The organism is Sulfitobacter sp. EhC04 (assembly GCF_001650875.1).
Lineage (GTDB): Bacteria > Pseudomonadota > Alphaproteobacteria > Rhodobacterales > Rhodobacteraceae > Sulfitobacter.
On the sequence record NZ_LXYI01000042.1, the window covers coordinates 58,212 to 75,778 of the forward strand.

General features: G+C 61.7%; 21 protein-coding genes. 8 read left to right on the plus strand and 13 right to left on the minus strand.

The window, feature by feature from the left end; genetic code table 11:
- Positions 1 to 10 precede the first annotated feature (10 nt).
- Positions 11 to 709 (minus strand): COQ9 family protein, encoded by a 699-nt coding sequence (locus A8B82_RS17045; RefSeq protein ID WP_067295225.1) that lies wholly within the window; start codon positions 707 to 709, stop codon positions 11 to 13.
- Between the two features lie 143 nt (positions 710 to 852).
- On the opposite strand from A8B82_RS17045, the gene rpsU reads away from it, so the two are divergent.
- Positions 853 to 1,059 (plus strand): 30S ribosomal protein S21, encoded by a 207-nt coding sequence (rpsU, locus tag A8B82_RS17050; RefSeq protein WP_007118112.1) that lies wholly within the window; start codon positions 853 to 855, stop codon positions 1,057 to 1,059.
- 222 nt (positions 1,060 to 1,281) lie between these two features.
- Here rpsU and A8B82_RS17055 read toward each other — a convergent pair whose 3' ends face one another.
- On the minus strand, positions 1,282 to 1,740 hold the full coding sequence (locus A8B82_RS17055) for an Lrp/AsnC family transcriptional regulator (protein ID WP_067295056.1): 459 nt from the start codon (positions 1,738 to 1,740) through the stop codon (positions 1,282 to 1,284).
- Positions 1,741 to 1,877: 137 nt separating this feature from the next.
- Here A8B82_RS17055 and ald point away from each other — a divergent pair, with 137 nt between their 5' ends.
- Positions 1,878 to 2,996 carry an alanine dehydrogenase gene (gene ald, locus A8B82_RS17060; protein WP_067295059.1) on the plus strand — a complete coding sequence of 373 codons (1,119 nt, stop codon included), beginning with the start codon at positions 1,878 to 1,880 and terminating at the stop codon, positions 2,994 to 2,996.
- A gap of 67 nt (positions 2,997 to 3,063) precedes the next feature.
- Here ald and mscL read toward each other — a convergent pair whose 3' ends face one another.
- Complete coding sequence (mscL, locus tag A8B82_RS17065; RefSeq protein ID WP_067295228.1) at positions 3,064 to 3,498, minus strand: large conductance mechanosensitive channel protein MscL; 435 nt, start codon at positions 3,496 to 3,498, stop codon at positions 3,064 to 3,066.
- Positions 3,499 to 3,643: 145 nt separating this feature from the next.
- On the opposite strand from mscL, the gene A8B82_RS17070 reads away from it, so the two are divergent.
- On the plus strand, positions 3,644 to 4,342 hold the full coding sequence (locus tag A8B82_RS17070; protein WP_067295062.1) for a glutathione S-transferase family protein: 699 nt from the start codon (positions 3,644 to 3,646) through the stop codon (positions 4,340 to 4,342).
- On the opposite strand, the gene A8B82_RS17075 is transcribed toward A8B82_RS17070, so the two are convergent.
- From A8B82_RS17075 to pheS, 5 genes are all read right to left on the minus strand, one after another.
- Complete coding sequence (locus A8B82_RS17075) at positions 4,290 to 4,973, minus strand: dimethylsulfonioproprionate lyase family protein (protein ID WP_082899351.1); 684 nt, start codon at positions 4,971 to 4,973, stop codon at positions 4,290 to 4,292. The two genes, A8B82_RS17070 and A8B82_RS17075, sit on opposite strands and share 53 nt — an antisense overlap.
- Positions 4,974 to 5,066: 93 nt before the next feature.
- Positions 5,067 to 5,513: a YtoQ family protein gene (locus A8B82_RS17080; protein ID WP_067295066.1), complete on the minus strand. Its 447-nt coding sequence runs from the start codon at positions 5,511 to 5,513 to the stop codon at positions 5,067 to 5,069.
- 10 nt (positions 5,514 to 5,523) lie between these two features.
- On the minus strand, positions 5,524 to 7,923 hold the full coding sequence (gene pheT, locus A8B82_RS17085) for a phenylalanine--tRNA ligase subunit beta (protein WP_067295069.1): 2,400 nt from the start codon (positions 7,921 to 7,923) through the stop codon (positions 5,524 to 5,526).
- 181 nt (positions 7,924 to 8,104) lie between these two features.
- A complete protein-coding gene (locus tag A8B82_RS17090) occupies positions 8,105 to 8,392 on the minus strand; it encodes a YrhK family protein (protein WP_067295072.1) in 288 nt (95 codons plus the stop codon).
- Positions 8,393 to 8,401: 9 nt separating this feature from the next.
- A complete protein-coding gene (gene pheS / locus A8B82_RS17095; protein WP_067295075.1) occupies positions 8,402 to 9,475 on the minus strand; it encodes a phenylalanine--tRNA ligase subunit alpha in 1,074 nt (357 codons plus the stop codon).
- Between the two features lie 124 nt (positions 9,476 to 9,599).
- Here pheS and A8B82_RS17100 point away from each other — a divergent pair, with 124 nt between their 5' ends.
- Positions 9,600 to 11,129 carry a catalase gene (locus A8B82_RS17100; protein ID WP_067295231.1) on the plus strand — a complete coding sequence of 510 codons (1,530 nt, stop codon included), beginning with the start codon at positions 9,600 to 9,602 and terminating at the stop codon, positions 11,127 to 11,129.
- An 80-nt stretch (positions 11,130 to 11,209) separates the two neighbouring features.
- Here A8B82_RS17100 and rplT read toward each other — a convergent pair whose 3' ends face one another.
- The 4 genes from rplT to pyk form a co-directional block, all read right to left on the minus strand.
- Complete coding sequence (gene rplT, locus A8B82_RS17105) at positions 11,210 to 11,575, minus strand: 50S ribosomal protein L20 (protein ID WP_067295078.1); 366 nt, start codon at positions 11,573 to 11,575, stop codon at positions 11,210 to 11,212.
- A gap of 15 nt (positions 11,576 to 11,590) precedes the next feature.
- Complete coding sequence (gene rpmI, locus A8B82_RS17110; protein ID WP_067295081.1) at positions 11,591 to 11,791, minus strand: 50S ribosomal protein L35; 201 nt, start codon at positions 11,789 to 11,791, stop codon at positions 11,591 to 11,593.
- A gap of 185 nt (positions 11,792 to 11,976) precedes the next feature.
- A complete protein-coding gene (locus A8B82_RS17115) occupies positions 11,977 to 12,201 on the minus strand; it encodes a hypothetical protein (RefSeq protein WP_067295084.1) in 225 nt (74 codons plus the stop codon).
- 43 nt (positions 12,202 to 12,244) lie between these two features.
- Complete coding sequence (pyk, locus tag A8B82_RS17120) at positions 12,245 to 13,690, minus strand: pyruvate kinase (protein WP_067295086.1); 1,446 nt, start codon at positions 13,688 to 13,690, stop codon at positions 12,245 to 12,247.
- A gap of 235 nt (positions 13,691 to 13,925) precedes the next feature.
- Between pyk and A8B82_RS17125 the strand changes: the two genes are divergently transcribed.
- Positions 13,926 to 14,237, plus strand: coding sequence for a DUF1244 domain-containing protein (locus A8B82_RS17125; protein ID WP_067295089.1), 312 nt, complete (start codon positions 13,926 to 13,928; stop codon positions 14,235 to 14,237).
- A gap of 35 nt (positions 14,238 to 14,272) precedes the next feature.
- Here A8B82_RS17125 and A8B82_RS17130 read toward each other — a convergent pair whose 3' ends face one another.
- The gene (locus A8B82_RS17130; RefSeq protein WP_067295092.1) at positions 14,273 to 14,857 is read right to left on the minus strand and encodes a VOC family protein; all 585 of its coding nucleotides are present in this window, start codon (positions 14,855 to 14,857) and stop codon (positions 14,273 to 14,275) included.
- Between the two features lie 171 nt (positions 14,858 to 15,028).
- Between A8B82_RS17130 and A8B82_RS17135 the strand changes: the two genes are divergently transcribed.
- Genes A8B82_RS17135 through A8B82_RS17145 form a run of 3 tightly spaced genes read left to right on the plus strand, consistent with a single transcriptional unit; the run spans position 15,029 to position 17,566 of the window.
- Positions 15,029 to 16,075 (plus strand): rod shape-determining protein, encoded by a 1,047-nt coding sequence (locus tag A8B82_RS17135; protein WP_067295094.1) that lies wholly within the window; start codon positions 15,029 to 15,031, stop codon positions 16,073 to 16,075.
- Positions 16,076 to 16,124: 49 nt separating this feature from the next.
- On the plus strand, positions 16,125 to 17,030 hold the full coding sequence (gene mreC / locus A8B82_RS17140) for a rod shape-determining protein MreC (protein WP_067295097.1): 906 nt from the start codon (positions 16,125 to 16,127) through the stop codon (positions 17,028 to 17,030).
- On the plus strand, positions 17,027 to 17,566 hold the full coding sequence (locus tag A8B82_RS17145) for a rod shape-determining protein MreD (protein WP_067295099.1): 540 nt from the start codon (positions 17,027 to 17,029) through the stop codon (positions 17,564 to 17,566). The genes mreC and A8B82_RS17145 overlap by 4 nt, the downstream gene beginning before the upstream one ends.
- The last annotated feature ends 1 nt before the right edge of the window (position 17,567 follow it).

The window sequence follows — 17,567 nt, forward strand, 5'->3', positions numbered from 1 at the left end:
CTGAGGCGGATTAATCCCGTGGCGCAGTCCAAGACCCGGGCAGATCGCCCTTGGGAAAGCGGTTGGGGGCCTTGATGTGGCTGAGAATCCAGTTCGGGCCCGCCATCAGCTTGCTCAGGGTCGGGCTCTGGTTCACCTGCGCCTTGAGCTTTTCGATCTGCATCACATTGTCGACGCGCCGGTCCAGAAAGGCCCAGCTGCGCGCGTGGCCTTCGCTGTCGTCACCCAGCCAATACAACACGGTCGAGGAATAGACACCGGCCAGGGTGGCCCGTTTGGTGTACCAGTTTACATCCTCGGAGGTGTCGCCCAGCGCATCCCAGATGGCATCGCAGGTTTCCCAGATCAGTTTCGCCCCATCGGGCGCATATTGCGGCAGGGCAAACAGGGTGGTGCCGCGCCGGACCAGTTCCTTGTCCTGCACCTGCTCCAGCCGCAGGCGAACCGCCCGTGCCACGCGGTCGCGGAACCGCAGGTCCTGAAGGTTTTCGGATTTCAGCGCGGCCAGCATCGCGGCGTCCCCCTGCCGGTGATAGGCCACGGCCAGATCGACCGCCCCGCGCGGACAGACCGCGCGCGCCACTGTCGGGTCCACACCGCTCTCGTCGATGGCGGCCTTGAATGTCACCTCCGACCAGCCATCGAAGGGCACATGCATCAATGCCGCATCCAGCAGTCTGAGCTTGGGGTCGCTTGGTGCCTTGGTCATGTTGCGCTCCTTTTTTGCGGTCCTGTCGGACTTGTTTTCTTTTTCTGCGGTCCTGTCGGACTCGACAAACAGTTTCAAGGTTGATATAGGGCCATTTCCTGCAAATCCTTGCAACTTTTTCCTAGAAAGGTGGTGACAACCACATGCAGGTTAGTGTTCGCGACAACAATGTCGATCAGGCCCTCCGGGCTCTGAAGAAAAAGCTCCAGCGCGAAGGCGTGTTCCGTGAAATGAAGCTCAAGCAACATTTCGAGAAACCGTCCGAGAAAAAAGCGCGCGAGAAAGCTGAAGCGATCCGCCGTGCCCGCAAGCTGGCACGCAAAAAAGCGCAACGCGAAGGCATGATGTAAATCATTCCCGCGATGCCGGAAATCAGAACCCCCGTGGCCCCGTGCTGCGGGGGTTTTTCATTGGCCGCAGGGCCTGACCCGCGGGCGACACATCTGGTGGCCGGTGTGGCGCAGCGCCATAGCACCCCGCCTCAAATTTGCTTCGCCAATTCCCTGCCGCGCTACGCGCTCTCCGTACATTGGCGATGTGGTCTACCTCAGGTCAAAAGCGGGACGCTGTAGTCACACTGGAAGCGCGGTTGTCTTGCAAACGGTGCGCAGGGCAAAGCTGGACTGCATTGTCTGTACACCCGGCAGCCGGGCGAGGTGCTGGCGGTGGATGCGTGCGAAGTCCTCGGTGTTTTCGGCCACCACTTTCAACAGGTAATCCGCAGAGCCCGCCATCAGGTGGCATTCCAGCACATCGGGAATCCGCGCCACCGATTTTTCAAATGCGTCCAGTGTTTCGTCGGCCTGGCCTTGCAGCGTGATCTCGACAAAGACGGTTGTCGGCACACCCAGTTTTCTGGGGTTCAGCAGGGCGACATAATCGCTGATATACCCGGCCCGTTCCATCCGCTGGACCCTGCGGTGGCAGGCGGAGGGGGACAGGTGGACGTCGTCCGACAATTCGGCGTTGGACATGCGTCCGTTGCGTTGAAGTGCCCGCAGGATACGGCGATCAATCTCATCAAGAGTCATCGGCGCAATACTTTGGCGTGTTTGTTCATCATGACGCAATGATATCCTGAATAATACCGATCACACCACCTAAATTCGTGCCCCTTTGCATGCCGGATCGCCCATGCTTCCGCCAATCAATCAACAGGGGAAACATCATGAAAATCGGCTGCCCGAAAGAGATCAAACCGCAGGAATTCCGCGTTGGGCTGACCCCGTCGGCGGCGCTTGAGGCAACGACAGCGGGGCACGAGGTCCTGATCGAAACCGGCGCAGGTGTTGGCGCAGGTTTCGAGGACAGCGATTATCAGGCCGCCGGTGCGCAGATCATCGGCACCGCGAAGGAGGTTTTCGCCGCCGCCGACATGATCGTGAAGGTCAAAGAGCCGCAGGTCGTGGAGCGCAAGATGCTGCGCGAGGGCCAGGTGCTGTTCACCTATCTGCACCTTGCCCCCGACCCCGAGCAGACCCGCGACCTGATGGAATCCGGCGCGACTTGCATCGCCTATGAAACCGTGACCGACCGCATGGGTGGCCTGCCCCTGCTGGCACCGATGTCAGAGGTTGCGGGACGTCTGGCACCGCAGGTCGGCGCATGGACCCTGCAAAAGGCCAATGGCGGGCGCGGTGTGCTGATGGGCGGCGTGCCCGGTGTGAACCCCGCCCGCGTGATGGTGATCGGCGGCGGTGTTGTCGGCACACATGCGGCGCGGATCGCGGCGGGCATGGGCGCGGATGTGACCGTGCTGGACCGGTCCCTGCCCCGGATGCGCTATCTCGACGATGTCTTCGGCGGCACCTTCAAAACCGCCTATGCCTCGGCCCAGAATACCATGGACCTGGCGCGTCAGGCCGACATGATCATCGGCGCGGTGCTGATCCCCGGTGCCGCGGCCCCCAAGCTGATTTCCCGCGCGCAGCTTTCCGAACTGAAACCCGGTGCAGCACTTGTCGATGTGGCGATCGACCAGGGCGGTTGTTTCGAGACGTCAAAGGCGACCACCCATCAGGACCCGATTTATGAGGTTGATGGGATCATGCATTACTGTGTGGCCAACATGCCGGGTGCGGTTGCGCGCACCTCGACCATCGCGCTTGGCAATGCGACCATGCCCTTCATGCTTGCACTGGCCAACAAGGGCTGGCGTCAGGCCTGCGAAGAGGACGAACACCTGCTGAACGGGTTGAACGTGCATGCGGGCAAGCTGACCTATCACGCGGTGGGCAAGGCGCTGGGGATCGACGTCTTGTCGCCCCGGCTTGCGCTGAAGGCCTAGCAGCAGCGAGGCGGCTTGCGCTGCAAGCCGCCGGGCGACAACTGCCTTGGCCGGAAACAGGAACGGATCACTTGCCCTTGGCAAGCTGGTCGCGGATTTCCAGCAGAACATCCAGTTCCGACGGGCCGGTTTCGACTTCTGGAGCGACCTCTTCTGGGCTTTCGGCAGCCGCTTTGACGCGATTGACCATCTTGACAAGCATGAACACCACAAAGGCAATGATCAAAAAATTGATGACCGCCATGATGAAGGCACCATAGGCAAAGACAGCGGCACCCGCCTCGCGCGCCGCTTCCAGTGAGGCACCGGCAGGCACGTCACCGGCCAGCACGGCATAGTTGTTGGTAAAATCCGCACCGCCCGAAACCAGGCCGATGATCGGATTGATCAGATCGCCGACCAGCGAGGTCACGATGGCGGTAAAGGCCGCGCCGATGATGATACCGACGGCCATGTCCATGACATTGCCCTTGGCGATAAAGTCCTTGAATTCGTTAATCACAACATGTCCCTCTCTCCGGTTTTCGCGCGGACGGCTTGCGGTCCGTTCAACGATGCACATTTGTTAGCACACCTTTGCACAGGCGGAAGTCTGTTACTGCGGGGAAAAACAACTACGTTGCATCATGGAACCAAAGGAGCCCTCCATGTCAGCTTTCGATTCTTTCCCCATCGCCCGCAAATGGCCCCCGCAGGACCCAAGCGTCCTGCAGCTTTATTCCTTTCCCACCCCGAACGGGGTCAAGGCCTCCATCGCGCTGGAAGAAATGGGAATTCCCTATGAGGCACACAAGGTCACCCTGTCAGACGCCGATGTGAAAAGCCCGGAGTTCCTGTCGCTCAATCCCAACAACAAGATTCCGGCGATCATCGACCCGAACGGGCCCGATGGCACGCCCATAGGCCTGTTCGAATCCGGCGCGATCCTGATTTATCTGGCGGAAAAGTCAGGCAAGCTGATCGGCAGCACCGCGACCGAAAAGGCGCAAATCATCCAGTGGCTGATGTTCCAGATGGGTGGCCTTGGCCCGATGCTGGGCCAACTGGGGTTCTTCTACAAATTTGCCGGGTCCGAGTGGGAAGACAAGCGACCCCGGCAACGTTACATCGACGAGGCCAAGCGCCTGCTGAATGTGCTGAACCTGGAACTTGCCGACAAGGACTGGATCGCCGGTGACTATTCGATCGCCGACATCGCCATCGCACCCTGGCTGCGCGCGCTTGATTTCTATGGCGCGAAAGACGTGCTGGCCTGGGAAGACCATACCAATCTCGTGGATTACCTGAAACGGTTCACCGACCGACCGGCAGTGCAGAAGGGTCTGGTGACACCCCCGAGGGAATGACTGGCACCACCTCCGGGACGGCGGGCAAGCTGTCTGTCAGCATTGGCGGCATGTCAAAGCCGTTGCGCCAGACCACATAAGCCATGATCGGCTGCGCCCCGGTTTCCATCGCATGGGGCTGGTTGCTGGCATGCGTGCTGGTGTCGCCCGCGTGCAGGACTTCGGGTTCGCACCCGGCGCGCATGAACAGGGCATCCCCCGCCACGGTCAGGTACATTTCCTCGGCCGGGTGGTGGTGCCAGCGGTAGTGCAGGTGTGGCGGCATATAGACCATCCACGCGCGCATCCGGTCACTGTGAAACGCGCCGCCCTCGCCGATCAGGCAAAAGCAGCCAAACCGGTCCATGAAATCCTGGCCGATGTCCGTATCCTTGTAGGTTTCGTGCCAAAGCGCTTGGGCACCGGCGGCAAGGAAGGCATCGCGCAGCGCGTCGTTACACCCATCGTACAGCCCGTTTTCAGCCGCCATAAGGGCCGCCGCAGGCACATCGAACGGCACGACATCCTGCCCGCGCAGATCGTCCGGAAAAGGGCAAAAGGCCTGAAGGTCGGGATGCGCCTCGTGGGTGGCGCGGGCCGTGGCCAGAAGATGGTCCCAGACTTTCCGATCCGCCGCTATCGTTTGCATCATCACGCCCTCCCCCAAGCTGGCCGGAGATGTACGAAAGGGCGCATCGCGCGACGCGCCTGATTGCGACGCGGAAAGGTCGAAAACGGGCCGTTCTCAGCCTGGCAGCTTGCCGGTCAGGACATAGCGCAGGATCTGCACCACCTGCGCCGGTTCCGAGGCGACCGCGAGCGCCGCGGCATCCACTTCCTTCAGCGCATGAGCATGGTCAGGCCCGTGCAGGATGATCAGCGATTTGCCCAAGGCGGCGGCATATCCCGCGTCGAATGCGGCGTTCCATTGCTTGTACTGATCGCCAAAGCGCACAACCACCACATCCGCATCCGCAATCCCCTTGCGGGTGCGGATGGCATTCATCTGCGCGCCCTTGCGGTCGTGCCAGAACTTGTCCGCCTCCGCACCCAGGATCGCCACGCCGCAATCGTCGCTGGCGGCGTGATCGGTGACGGGGCCGCTGAACGTCACATTCAGCCCTTTCGCACCTTCGACAATCTGTTCACGCCAGTCGGTGTGAATTTCACCGGACAGATAGACCTTGAGCATCTGTTCCCCCTTAACCGCGCAGAACGCCGCCGGTGGCCTTGGTGACCTTCTCGATCACCTTTGCCCCGACCGCCTCGATATCCGCGTCTTTCAATGTGGCTTCGCTGGGCTGCATCCGTACCGTGATCGCCAGCGACTTTTTGCCCTCGCCCAGCGATCCGCCGATGAATTCGTCGAAAACGCGCACATCCTCGATCAGCGCCTTGTCGGCCCCCAGAGCTGCGTTCACCAACGTCAGGGCCTCGACTTCGGCATCCACCACAAAGGCAAAGTCACGCTCAACCGCTTGCAGATCGCTGATCCGAAGCGCGGCGCGGGTGGCCCCGGCCTTGCGCGGCATGGGGATTTCGTCAGGCCAGATGGTAAAGGCCATGGCAGGCCCCTTGACGTCCATCGCGGTCAGGATCTTTGGATGCACTTCGCCAAAGATACCCAGGATCTTCTTGGGTCCAAGGCAGATGATACCGTGACGTCCCGGATGCCACGCGTCCGGTGCGCCGCGCAGGATCTGCACCCGCGCCGGGGCGCCCATCGCCGACAGTACCGCCTCCGCATCCGCCTTGACGTCAAAGACATCCACAGACCGGGATGCGCCATGTACATCCTTGGGTCCGCTGCGCCCGATCAGCAACCCGCTGATCATCTCGGTCTGTTCGCCCGGCTCGCCGCCCTGAAATGCCGGACCAACCTCGAACAGCGCCATATCCGCATGCCCGCGCGCCTGATTGCGTGCTGCCGCCTGCAACAGTCCCGGCAAAAGCGCCGGGCGCATATGGCTCATGTCGGCAGAGATCGGGTTTTCCAGCCGGGTCTCATCCGTGCCGCCCCCGAAGAGCGCGGCAGAGGCCTGATCAATAAAGCTGTAGGTCACGCATTCGTTGTACCCCAGCGCGGCGGTGGCACGGCGCGCCGCGCTGATCCGACGCTGTGTCGGCGACAGGACAGGGCGCGGCACGCCGGTGGTCAGGCGCGGCAGCGGGCGGCCCTCCAGCTTGGTCAGCGACGCAATCCGCGCCACCTCTTCCACCAGATCCGCCTCTCCCTGCACATCGGGCCGCCATGTCGGCACATGGGCCATGTTGCCCTCCAGCCGGAAGCCAAGCGAGGTCAGCGTCTGGCGCTGATCGCTCTCGGGAATGGTCATGCCCACCAAGGACTGCACCCGTGCCGCATCTAGCTTGTAGGCGCGGGACGTGTCTGGAATCTGCCCCGCCACCACGACCTCGGAAGGCTCGCCGCCCGCGTGATCCAGGATCATCCGGGTTGCATGTTCGATGCCATAGGGTGTCCAGGCCGGGTCAATCCCGCGCTCGAACCGGTAGCGCGCGTCTGAATTGATCTTGAGCGCCCGGCCCGTGTAGGCGGTGCGCACCGGATCGAAATAGGCCGCCTCGACGAAGACATTGGTGGTCTCAGCGGTACAGCCCGACGCAGTCCCGCCCATGACGCCGCCAATGCTTTCCACGCCGTCGGCATCGGAAATCAGGGTCATGCCCGCTTCGAATGTGTATTCCTTGTCGTCCAGCGCCATCATCGTCTCGCCGCCCAGGGCGCGATGCACCCGCAGCGCATTGCCCGCGACCTTGTCGGCGTCAAAGACGTGCAGGGGGCGATTGCGGTCATAGGTGAAGAAGTTCGTGACATCCACAAGGAAGGAGATCGGACGCAACCCGATGGCACGCAGGCGGTCCTGCAACCAGGCTGGCGACGGCCCGTTGGTCACGCCCCGGATCACGCGGCCATAAAAGACCGGACATTGGTCGAGGGTATCTTCTTCAATGCTGACGGTGATCGGACAGGGGAACTGCCCCTCCACGGCCTCGACATCACGCGGCTTCAGCTTGCCCAGCCCCCGCGCCGCCAGATCGCGGGCAATGCCGCGCACGCCCAGCGCATCGGGGCGGTTGGGGGTAATTGCGATCTCGATCACCGGGTCAACCTTGGCCGGATCGTTCTCCGCCAGCCAGTCGACAAAGCGCTGACCGACCTCACCCGAGGGCAGTTCGATGATACCGTCGTGTTCCTCGCTCAGTTCCATCTCGCGTTCGGAAGCCATCATGCCATGGCTTTCGATGCCGCGGATCTTGCCCACCCCGATGGTGGTGTCGATGCCGGGCACATAGACGCCGGGCTTGGCCACAACCACGGTGATGCCCTCGCGCGCGTTGGGGGCGCCGCAGATGATCTGGGTAACACCCTCGTCGGTTTCGACCTGACAGACGCGCAGACGGTCCGCATCGGGATGCTTTTCCGCCGACTTCACGTAACCGATGGTAAAATCCGCCAGTTTCGCACCGCGATCCTCGACCCCTTCGACCTCCAGACCAAGATCGGTCAGGGCATAGGTGATTTCATCGACCGAAGCGGTCGTATCCAGATGCTCTTTCAGCCAGGACAGGGTGAATTTCATCGCGCGGTTCCTCGTGCATGCGTATCACGGGTTCGGTACCCGCAAACGCCGGGGGTTTCAATGAAAAGCCCTGCATTCGGCGCGCGACGCCCCACCCTTTCATTGTTCTTCAAATACACCAATGCCCGGCCAGCCCCATGCGCCACCCTGACGGTGAAGGCACATCCGGTCCCGGCCTGTGTCAGTCCCGCCCGTTCGCGCGCGCGGCAAGGTCTTCCAGATCGCCGAGGCGGTACAATTTCACCTCGCGCCACAGGCGCAATGTCGGTTTGGCGGCAAAGAAGAACGACCCAACCAGAAACAGCCAGGTGCCTGTCACCTGCCATGCGTCGGAAAAGAACATCACAGACCCGATGATGAACATCAGGGCAGCCAGAAAATCGACCGTGGTATAGGCGATCTCGAACCGAGCATAGATCCGGCGGTGCGCCGCTGAGTCGTCTCGCCTGTCACGGTGAAACAGCCTCATCTGCGCCCCTTACCTGCTCAACCCACCATGCAAATTCGGTTGATCCAACGATGCGAACCCATAGTGCCGCAGCCAGCGCAGGTCTGAATCAAAGAACGCCCGCAGGTCCGGCACGCCGTATTTCAGCATCGCGATCCGGTCGATCCCCATGCCAAAGGCAAAGCCCTGCCACTGCTCCGGGTCCACGCCGCCAGAGCGCAGCACATGCGGGTGTACCATGCCACTGCCCAGCACCTCCAACCAGCCGTCGCCTTCGCCGATGCGCAATTGGCCGTCGACCCAGGAACACTGGATATCGACCTCTGCCGAGGGTTCGGTGAAAGGAAAATGCGAGGCGCGGAAGCGCGTCTTGATCCCGTCGATTTCGAAAAACGCGGCAAAGAACTCCTCAAGCACCCACTTGAGGTTCGCCATGGAGATATCCTTGTCGATCGCCAGCCCCTCGACCTGATGGAACATCGGCGTGTGGGTCTGGTCATAATCCGCGCGGTAGACACCGCCGGGGCAGATGATGCGCAGCGGCGCGCCCTGTGCCTCCATCGTGCGGATCTGCACCGGGCTGGTATGGGTGCGCAGCACATGCGGCGGGCGGTTATCACCTTCCGCGCGCGCCATATAGAATGTGTCCATCTCGGCCCGTGCCGGGTGGTGGCCGGGGATGTTGAGCGCGTCGAAATTGTACCAATCGGTGTCGATGCGCGGCCCTTCGGCCACGGAAAATCCCATTTCGGCGAAAATCGCTGTCAGCTCCTCGGTCACCTGGCTGACCGGGTGGATCGTGCCCTGCCGCCGGGCGCGGGTGGGCAGGGTCACATCCAGCCATTCGCTGCGCAGGCGTTCATTCAGCGCCGCATCGCCCAGCGCCGCCTTCTTGGCGGCCAGGGCCGAGTTGATTTCGTCCTTGAGCGCGTTCAGGGCGGGGCCGGCGACCTGCCGTTCTTCCGGGGTCATCTTGCCCAGCTCGCGCATCTTGAGTGCGATTTCGCCCTTCTTGCCGACAGCGGTCAGACGGATGTCCTCCAGCGCGGCCTCGTCGCGCGCGTCAGCGATACGGGAAAGGTATTTGGTTGATAGGTCTTCCATGGCGGCCTCGCATGCTTCTGCTGCCCTGCTAGCCGCACTGCCCCTCGATTGCAAGATGGCGGGCGGGAACCAGGGCGTGGCGTCGATGGTTGCCCCGGTAAGCACCCCTAAACGAGAGAATTTCATGTCCCGCAAAACGAATGTCCCCCCGACCACAACCGATGGCGGTATCCGCGTCCAGAGCGACGAACACTCTTTGACCGTGGGTCCGGATGGCCCCATCCTTCTGCACGACCACTACCTTCTGGAACAAATGGCGAATTTCAATCGGGAACGCATCCCCGAGCGTCAGCCGCACGCCAAGGGGTCCGGTGCCTTTGGCCATTTCGAAGTGACACAGGATGTGTCGCGCTACACCAAGGCCAAGGTGTTCCAACCGGGCGCACGAACCGATGTGCTGATGCGGTTTTCCACCGTCGCCGGGGAACGCGGCAGCCCCGACACCTGGCGCGACCCACGCGGCTTTTCGGTCAAGATGTACACCGAAGACGGCAACTTCGACATGGTGGGAAACAACACGCCCATCTTCTTCGTCCGCGATCCGATCAAGTTCCAGAACTTTATTCGCAGCCAGAAACGCCGAGCGGACAACGGGCTGCGTGACCACGACATGCAGTGGGAATTCTGGACCTTGTCCCCGGAAAGCGCGCATCAGGTTGCATATCTGATGGGGGACCGCGGCATCCCGAAGACCTGGCGCGAGATGAACGGCTATTCCAGCCATACCTATTCGCTTGTCAACGAAGCGGGAGAGCTGTTCTGGGTCAAGTTCCACTTTCACACCGATCAGGGCGACGGCAACGCTCATTTCACGCAGGAAGAGGCCGACAAGATGGCCGGTGCCGATGGCGATTACCACCGCCGCGATCTTTTCGACAACATTCGCGACGGCAACCACCCGAGCTGGACGCTGAAGTGGCAGATCATGCCCTATGAGGATGCCAAAACCTACCGGATCAACCCATTCGATCTGACCAAGACCTGGCCGCACGCGGACTATCCTCTGATGGAGGTGGGAAAGCTGGTACTGGACCGCAATCCCACCGATTTCCACACAGAGATTGAGCAGGCCGCTTTTGAGCCGAACAACATGGTTCCCGGTGTCGGCCTGTCCCCGGACAAGATGCTTCTGGCGCGTGGATTTTCCTATGCCGATGCGCACCGCGCCCGGCTGGGGGTAAATTACAAGGAAATTCCCGTGAACAAGCCGCAGGCTCCGGTTCATTCCTATACCAAGGATGGTGCGGGGCGGACCCGGAATGTGACCGATCCGGTATACGCCCCCAACTCCTATGGCGGCCCCGCCGCGCAACCCCTGCCGACCGAGGCCGGGTTGTGGCACGCGGATGGCGATATGGTGCGCAGCGCCTACACGCTGCGCAAGGACGATGACGACTGGTCGCAGGCCGGCGCATTGGTGCGCGACGTTATGGACGACGCCGCGCGTGCGCGGTTGGTGAACAATGTCACCGGACATCTTTGCGACGGCGTCAGCGAGAAGGTCCTAATTCGGGCGTTCGAATACTGGCGTAACATCGACGACGATATCGGCAAGCGAATCGAAGAAGCGGTCCGCGACAAGCTGGGAGGTGAATCCAAGGCTCCCGGCATGGCGTCTGCGGTCAGCATCGGCGGGGGCGGGAACGCGGACTGACGCATTCTGCTCCATGGGCCTCACAACAAAAAACCCCGCCGATCCGGCGGGGTTTTGCGTATTTCTCAGGGCCGTAAGTCTTACGCGGCGAGTGACGCCTGCGCCTGCTTGACGATCGCGCCAAAGGCTTCGGGCTCGTGCACGGCCAGGTCGGCCAGAACCTTACGGTCCACTTCGATACCGGCCAGGTTCAGACCATTGATGAAACGGCTGTATGTCAGCGATTCGTCATGGGACCGCACAGCAGCGTTGATCCGCTGAATCCACAGTGCGCGGAAATTGCGCTTGCGGTTCTTGCGGTCGCGTGTGGCGTATTGGTTGGCCTTGTCTACCGCCTGCGTGGCGACCTTGAAGACGTTCTTGCGACGGCCATAGTAGCCTTTGGCCGCCTTGACGATCTTCTTGTGACGGGCGTGGGTGACTGTACCACCTTTAACTCGGGACATCTCGGTTCTCCTCTATCAGCGGTCGTAGGGCATATAGCCCTTGATGATCTTTGCATCGGGCGCCGACAGGACTGTCGTGCCGCGTGCGTCGCGGATGAATTTCTTGGTCCGCTTGATCATGCCATGGCGTTTGCCAGCCTGACCCCCGATGACCTTGCCGGTCGCCGAGACCTTGAAGCGCTTTTTGGCGCTCGATTTCGTCTTCATCTTGGGCATTTCCGTCTCCGTATGTTGAGTTCGGTTATCGCGCGACTCGGCATGCCACATTGGCCGGACGTGCGGGTTGAGTGAGGGCGTATAGGAGGGATGTGCCGATTTGGCAAGTGCCACTGTGCGGTCGGCGGCTCGGGGGACCAGAACCTTGCTCTCATGCGCCAGGTCCATTGGGTCTGCACCCAGTGTCAGGGCATGTAACGCGCGACCACGTTCACGAAAATGTCCGGCACCTCGTTAATTGTGTAGCCCTGCGGCTTGTTCTGCGCCGCATAAAGGATCAGCCCCCCCGCGATCAAGACGGTCAAGGCCGAGGCGCGCGGTGCGCGTTTATCGGACAGGGCCGACAGGATCGACGGGATCGAAAGCGCCCCGATCACGATGCCAAGGACAAGTGCCAGATCAGGGTCCATTGCCGACCACTCCTGATTGAGAAAAACCAACTACTTGAAAAGGCTACTCCGGATCGGATGCAAAAATCAAACGTTCGTCGCAGGGGGCAACGCGCAGGATATTGGTGGTGCCCGGCACGTTGAAGGGCACGCCAGCGGTGACGACAATCAGTTCTTTCTCTTGTGCGAAGCCTTCGGCGAGGGCCGCCTTGACGGCAGCGACAACCGCCAGCTTGAACCGGTCCAGCGGTGGTGTGATCACGCAGTTCGTGCCCCAGCTCAATGCAAGCCGTCGGGCAGTACGCACATCGGGGGTCAGCGCGATGATCGGCACGCGGGGCCGTTCGCGCGCTGTCAGCACGGCGGTGGTCCCGCTTTGGGTAAAGCAGCAGATCGCCTTGATCTCGGTGGTTTCCGCAATCTCGCGGGCCGCGGCAACGATGGCGTCGGCCACGGTTTCGCGATCCGCGATCCGCGAGGCTTCGATGATCTGGGTATAGGTCGGGTCCAGTTCCACCTCGGTGGCGACGTTGTTCATGGTCTGCACCGCCTCGACCGGATAGTCCCCGGCGGCGGATTCCGCCGAAAGCATGACCGCATCGGCCCCTTCATAGATCGCCGTTGCCACGTCAGACACCTCGGCACGGGTGGGCATTGGGCTTTCGATCATGGATTCCAGCATCTGGGTGGCCACGATCACCGGCTTGCCCGCCATACGGCATTTGCGCACAAGACGTTTCTGGATCGGCGGGACGTTCTGCACCGGCAATTCAACACCCAGATCGCCGCGTGCGACCATGATGCCGTCACTGACAGCCAGAATATCGCTGAACCGCGTCACCGCCGAGGGTTTTTCGATCTTGGACAGGATTGCGGCCCGCCCCTTTGCCAGATCGCGTGCCTCGGTCACGTCTTCGGGACGCTGTACAAAGCTCAGCGCCAGCCAGTCCACTCCCAGGTCACAGACGAATTCCAGATCCGCGCGGTCCTTGTCCGACAGCGCCGCCAGCGGCAGCACGACATCGGGCACGTTCACCCCTTTGCGGTTGGAAATGATCCCGCCAATCACCACTTTGCAATTGGCAAAGTCAGCGCCGCATTCCTTGACCTTCAGCCTGATCTTGCCGTCATTGACCAGCAGGGTTGCCCCCGGCTCAAGCGCTTGGAAAATCTCAGGATGGGGCAGGTTGACCCGGCTTGCATCGCCTTCCGCCTCATCGAGGTCGAGCCGGAAATCGGCACCAGGATCAAGTTGCTCGCTGTCGCCCGCAAAGACACCCACCCGCAGTTTCGGCCCCTGCAGATCGGCCAGAATGCCGATGGTGCTGCCAAGGTTCTCTTCGACCTCGCGGATGATCCGGTGCTTTTCGCGGATTTCCTCATGGCTGCCGTGGCTCATGTTCAGGCGAAAGACGTCGGCCCCGGCCTTGTGCAGGGTTTCGATCATTTCGTAGGAGTCGGATGCAGGACCCAAGGTTGCCACGATCTTTACGTTGCGCAAGCGTCTCATGTGCTGTTTCCCTGTTCTTTCATCTGGACCGACGGCCCGTTAAACTTCTTTCCGTTAGCGGTAACACGCATTGCCGCCCAGATGAAGCCCTGCCTTGATAATCACCCAAGGTTTCATGAATGCTAAGCTTGAGCCAGACCCATCCGCCAATCACAGGGTGATTCCGGTTCTCTTCGGCGCATCTGCTTGACACCTGTGCGATGGCCCCCCAGCTTTCAGCAAAAAGGAGATCACCATGCCAAGCCAGCAAGAGATCGAACTGCAAGCCGCCGCCTTTCGCCGTTTGCAACAACATCTGATGCAGGACCGCACCGACGTCCAGAACATCGACCTGATGAACCTTGCCGGGTTCTGCCGCAACTGCCTTAGCCGCTGGTATCAGGAAGCGGCCAACGAGAGGGGCATAGAGATGGGCAAGGAAGAAGCGCGCGAATTGTTTTACGGCATGTCGATGGGGGACTGGAAAAAGAACTACCAGACCGACGCGACATCCGGCCAGCAAGCAGACTTTAAGGAAGCCTTTGCCAAGAATGTCGGCGAAGGCTGACAGGCGATCCGCGCGCCATCCTTCGTTGCAGTGTCTCAGCCGTAGGGGTTGCGCGCGCCGCGATCCTCGCTCAGCGACATCTGGCTGCGCTCCACGATTTTCAGCACCGCGTCGGCCAGATGGGTCCGATCGATTGCCTTGTCCCCCCGCGCGACGCGCAGCTTATGCGCCTCCAACATGACCTCGGCATGGCTGCTGCCCCGCGGCGGGATGAAGGTGTAGCAGGCCAGTTCGATCAGAAACCCCAGCGGGTCCTTGAAATAGATCGAATGCATGAACCCGCGATCCTTGACACCCGAGTTCGGGATGCCACGCTCTGCCAGCCGGTCAAGCACCTGTTCATGCGTCGCCTGATCGACCTCGAACGCCAGATGATGCACGCATCCGGGGTCGGTCGGGGTTCTGTCATGCACGGGCTGGCGGGTTTCGTTGGTGAATATCGTGATCAGCCGCCCGTCGCCGGGATCGAAATACAGATGCCCCTCGTCCGGGTTGTCCAGATTGGGCTGGTCAAAGATGAAAGGCATGCCCAGCACCCCCTCCCAAAAGTCGATCGAGGATTGTCGGTCGGCACCGGTCAGCGTGATGTGATGAACGCCGAGTGACTGAATTTTCTTCATTTGATAGCTCCCCCCTCTGTTTATCCCGCCCAGCCTAACCCAACGGCGACAAGATGCCGAGACTTCCAAGAGCCCCCCTTTCGCCTCAGCGGAGCGAAGCCTATAAGGGCTGCGCGCCCGCCTCTGTCAGAGTCGCGGGCTGATTGGGCTTTTAATCAAGGTTTGCACCGCATGAACATCTTTGGAAATCTCCGCGGCATGTTTTCTTCCGACATGGCGATTGATCTGGGCACGGCGAATACGCTTGTCTACGTCAAGGGTCGCGGGATTGTTCTGTCTGAGCCGTCGGTCGTTGCCTATCATATCAAGGACGGGGTCAAGAAGGTGCTGGCCGTGGGCGAGGACGCCAAGCTGATGCTGGGCCGCACCCCCGGCAGTATCGAAGCGATCCGACCGATGCGCGAGGGCGTCATCGCGGATTTCGACACCGCCGAGGAGATGATCAAGCATTTCATCCGCAAGGTGCATAAACGCTCCACCTTCTCCAAGCCCAAGATCATCGTCTGCGTGCCACATGGCGCGACCCCGGTGGAAAAACGCGCGATTCGTCAGTCGGTTCTGTCCGCGGGCGCGCGGCGCGCGGGGCTGATCGCCGAACCCATCGCGGCGGCCATCGGTGCGGGGATGCCGATCACCGACCCCACCGGCAACATGGTGGTGGACATCGGCGGCGGCACCACCGAAGTCGCGGTGCTCAGCCTGGGTGACATCGTTTACGCCCGCTCCGTCCGCGTCGGCGGCGACCGCATGGACGAAGCGATCATCAGCTACCTGCGCCGTCAGCAGAACCTGCTGGTGGGGGAAACCACCGCCGAGCGCATCAAGACATCCATCGGCACAGCACGCATGCCCGACGACGGGCGCGGCACCTCGATGCAGATCCGTGGCCGCGACCTGCTGAACGGCGTACCGAAAGAGATCGAGGTCACGCAGGCCCAGATCGCCGAGGCGCTGGCCGAACCGGTGCAGCAGATATGCGAGGCGGTGATGACCGCGCTTGAGACAACTCCGCCTGACCTTGCGGCTGACATCGTGGACCGTGGCGTCATGCTGACCGGCGGCGGCGCATTGCTGGGTGATCTGGACCTTGCGCTGCGCGAGCAGACCGGGCTGGCCGTGTCCATCGCTGACGAGAGCTTGAACTGCGTCGCCCTTGGCACCGGCAAGGCGCTGGAATATGAAAAACAGCTGCGCCACGCCATCGACTACGACAGCTGAATCCTGATACCATCGCCACGCCCGCCCACCGGGCAGGAGCCTTTGTGACATGGCCAAAGACCGCTCAACCAGCAGTGATTTTACCGGCCCTCTGCGCCGGTTGCTGCTGGCTGTGCTGATCCTGGTGCTTGGCGCGACCTTTCTTTTGTGGCGCATCGACAGCCCGCGCGTCGAACGGTTCCGCGCCCAGATCACCGACCGGCTGGTGCCCAATATGGACTGGGCGATGGCCCCCGTGACCGGCACGATCAACCTGTTGCGCGACTTCCAATCCTATCAGCGGCTGAGCGAACAGAATCAGGAGCTGCGCAGCGAATTGCGCCAGATGCAGGCCTGGAAGGAAGCGGCCCTGCAACTGGAACAGGAAAACGCCAGGTTGCTGGACCTGAACAAGGTCCGGCTCGACCCGCGACTGACCTTCATTACCGGGGTTGTGCTGGCTGATTCCGGCTCTCCCTTCCGGCAGTCCGTGCTGCTGAACGTGGGCGCGCGCGACGGGCTGGTGGATGGCTGGGCGACGATGGATGGCATTGGCCTTGTCGGTCGCATTTCCGGCGTGGCGCAGAACACCGCACGGGTGATCCTGCTGACGGATGCCTCCAGCCGTATCCCGGCAGTGATCCAGCCTTCGGGCCAGCGCACCATTGTCGCGGGCGACAACTCTGCCGCCCCGCCGCTGGATTTCATCGAAAGCACCGATCTGGTGCGTCCCGGCGACCGGGTGATTTCATCCGGTGACGGGGGCGTGTTCCCGGCGGGGCTGCTGATCGGACAGGTCGCCGAGGATCCCGGCGGGCGTCTGCGCGTGCGCCTTGCGGCAGACTATGAACGGTTGGAGTTCCTGCGCGTGATGCGGCACTACGGCACGGAGAAGGTGACCGACAATGCCCAGGTGATATCCCCCGCAGGCCCCCTGCCCGCGCAGGCCGAAGCAGAGGCCGAGGTGGTCGAATGAACGATCTGTCGCAAACCCGGCTTTGGGCAATGCGGGCGGCGTTCCTGTTCCTGGCGCTTGTGATCCTGTTTTTTCACCTGCTGCCGATGGAAACCACGCCGCGCCGCTGGGCCGGGCCTGACCTGCTGCTTTGCTTTGCCTGCGCGTGGAGCCTGCGGCGCCCCGAATACGTGCCTGCCCTTGCGCTGGCCATCGCCTTTCTGATGACCGACCTTCTGCTGCAACGCCCGCCGGGGCTGTGGGCGCTGCTGGCCCTGATCGGCTGCGAAAACCTCAAATCGCGGGGCCGGTCGCTGCGCGATGGCGGCTTTGCCGCCGAATGGCTGACGGTTGGGATGATCATGGTGCTGATCATGGTCGCGAACCGGCTGATACTTGCCCTTGTTCTGGTGCCTGTGCCGGGCCTGACACTCAGCCTTTCGGAACTGGGCATGTCCCTGCTATTCTATCCCCTGATCGTGGCCGTCACCCATGGGCTGATGCGGGTGCGCAAGACCGCCCCCGGCGATCTGGATGCTTTGGGCCAGAGGGTCTGAG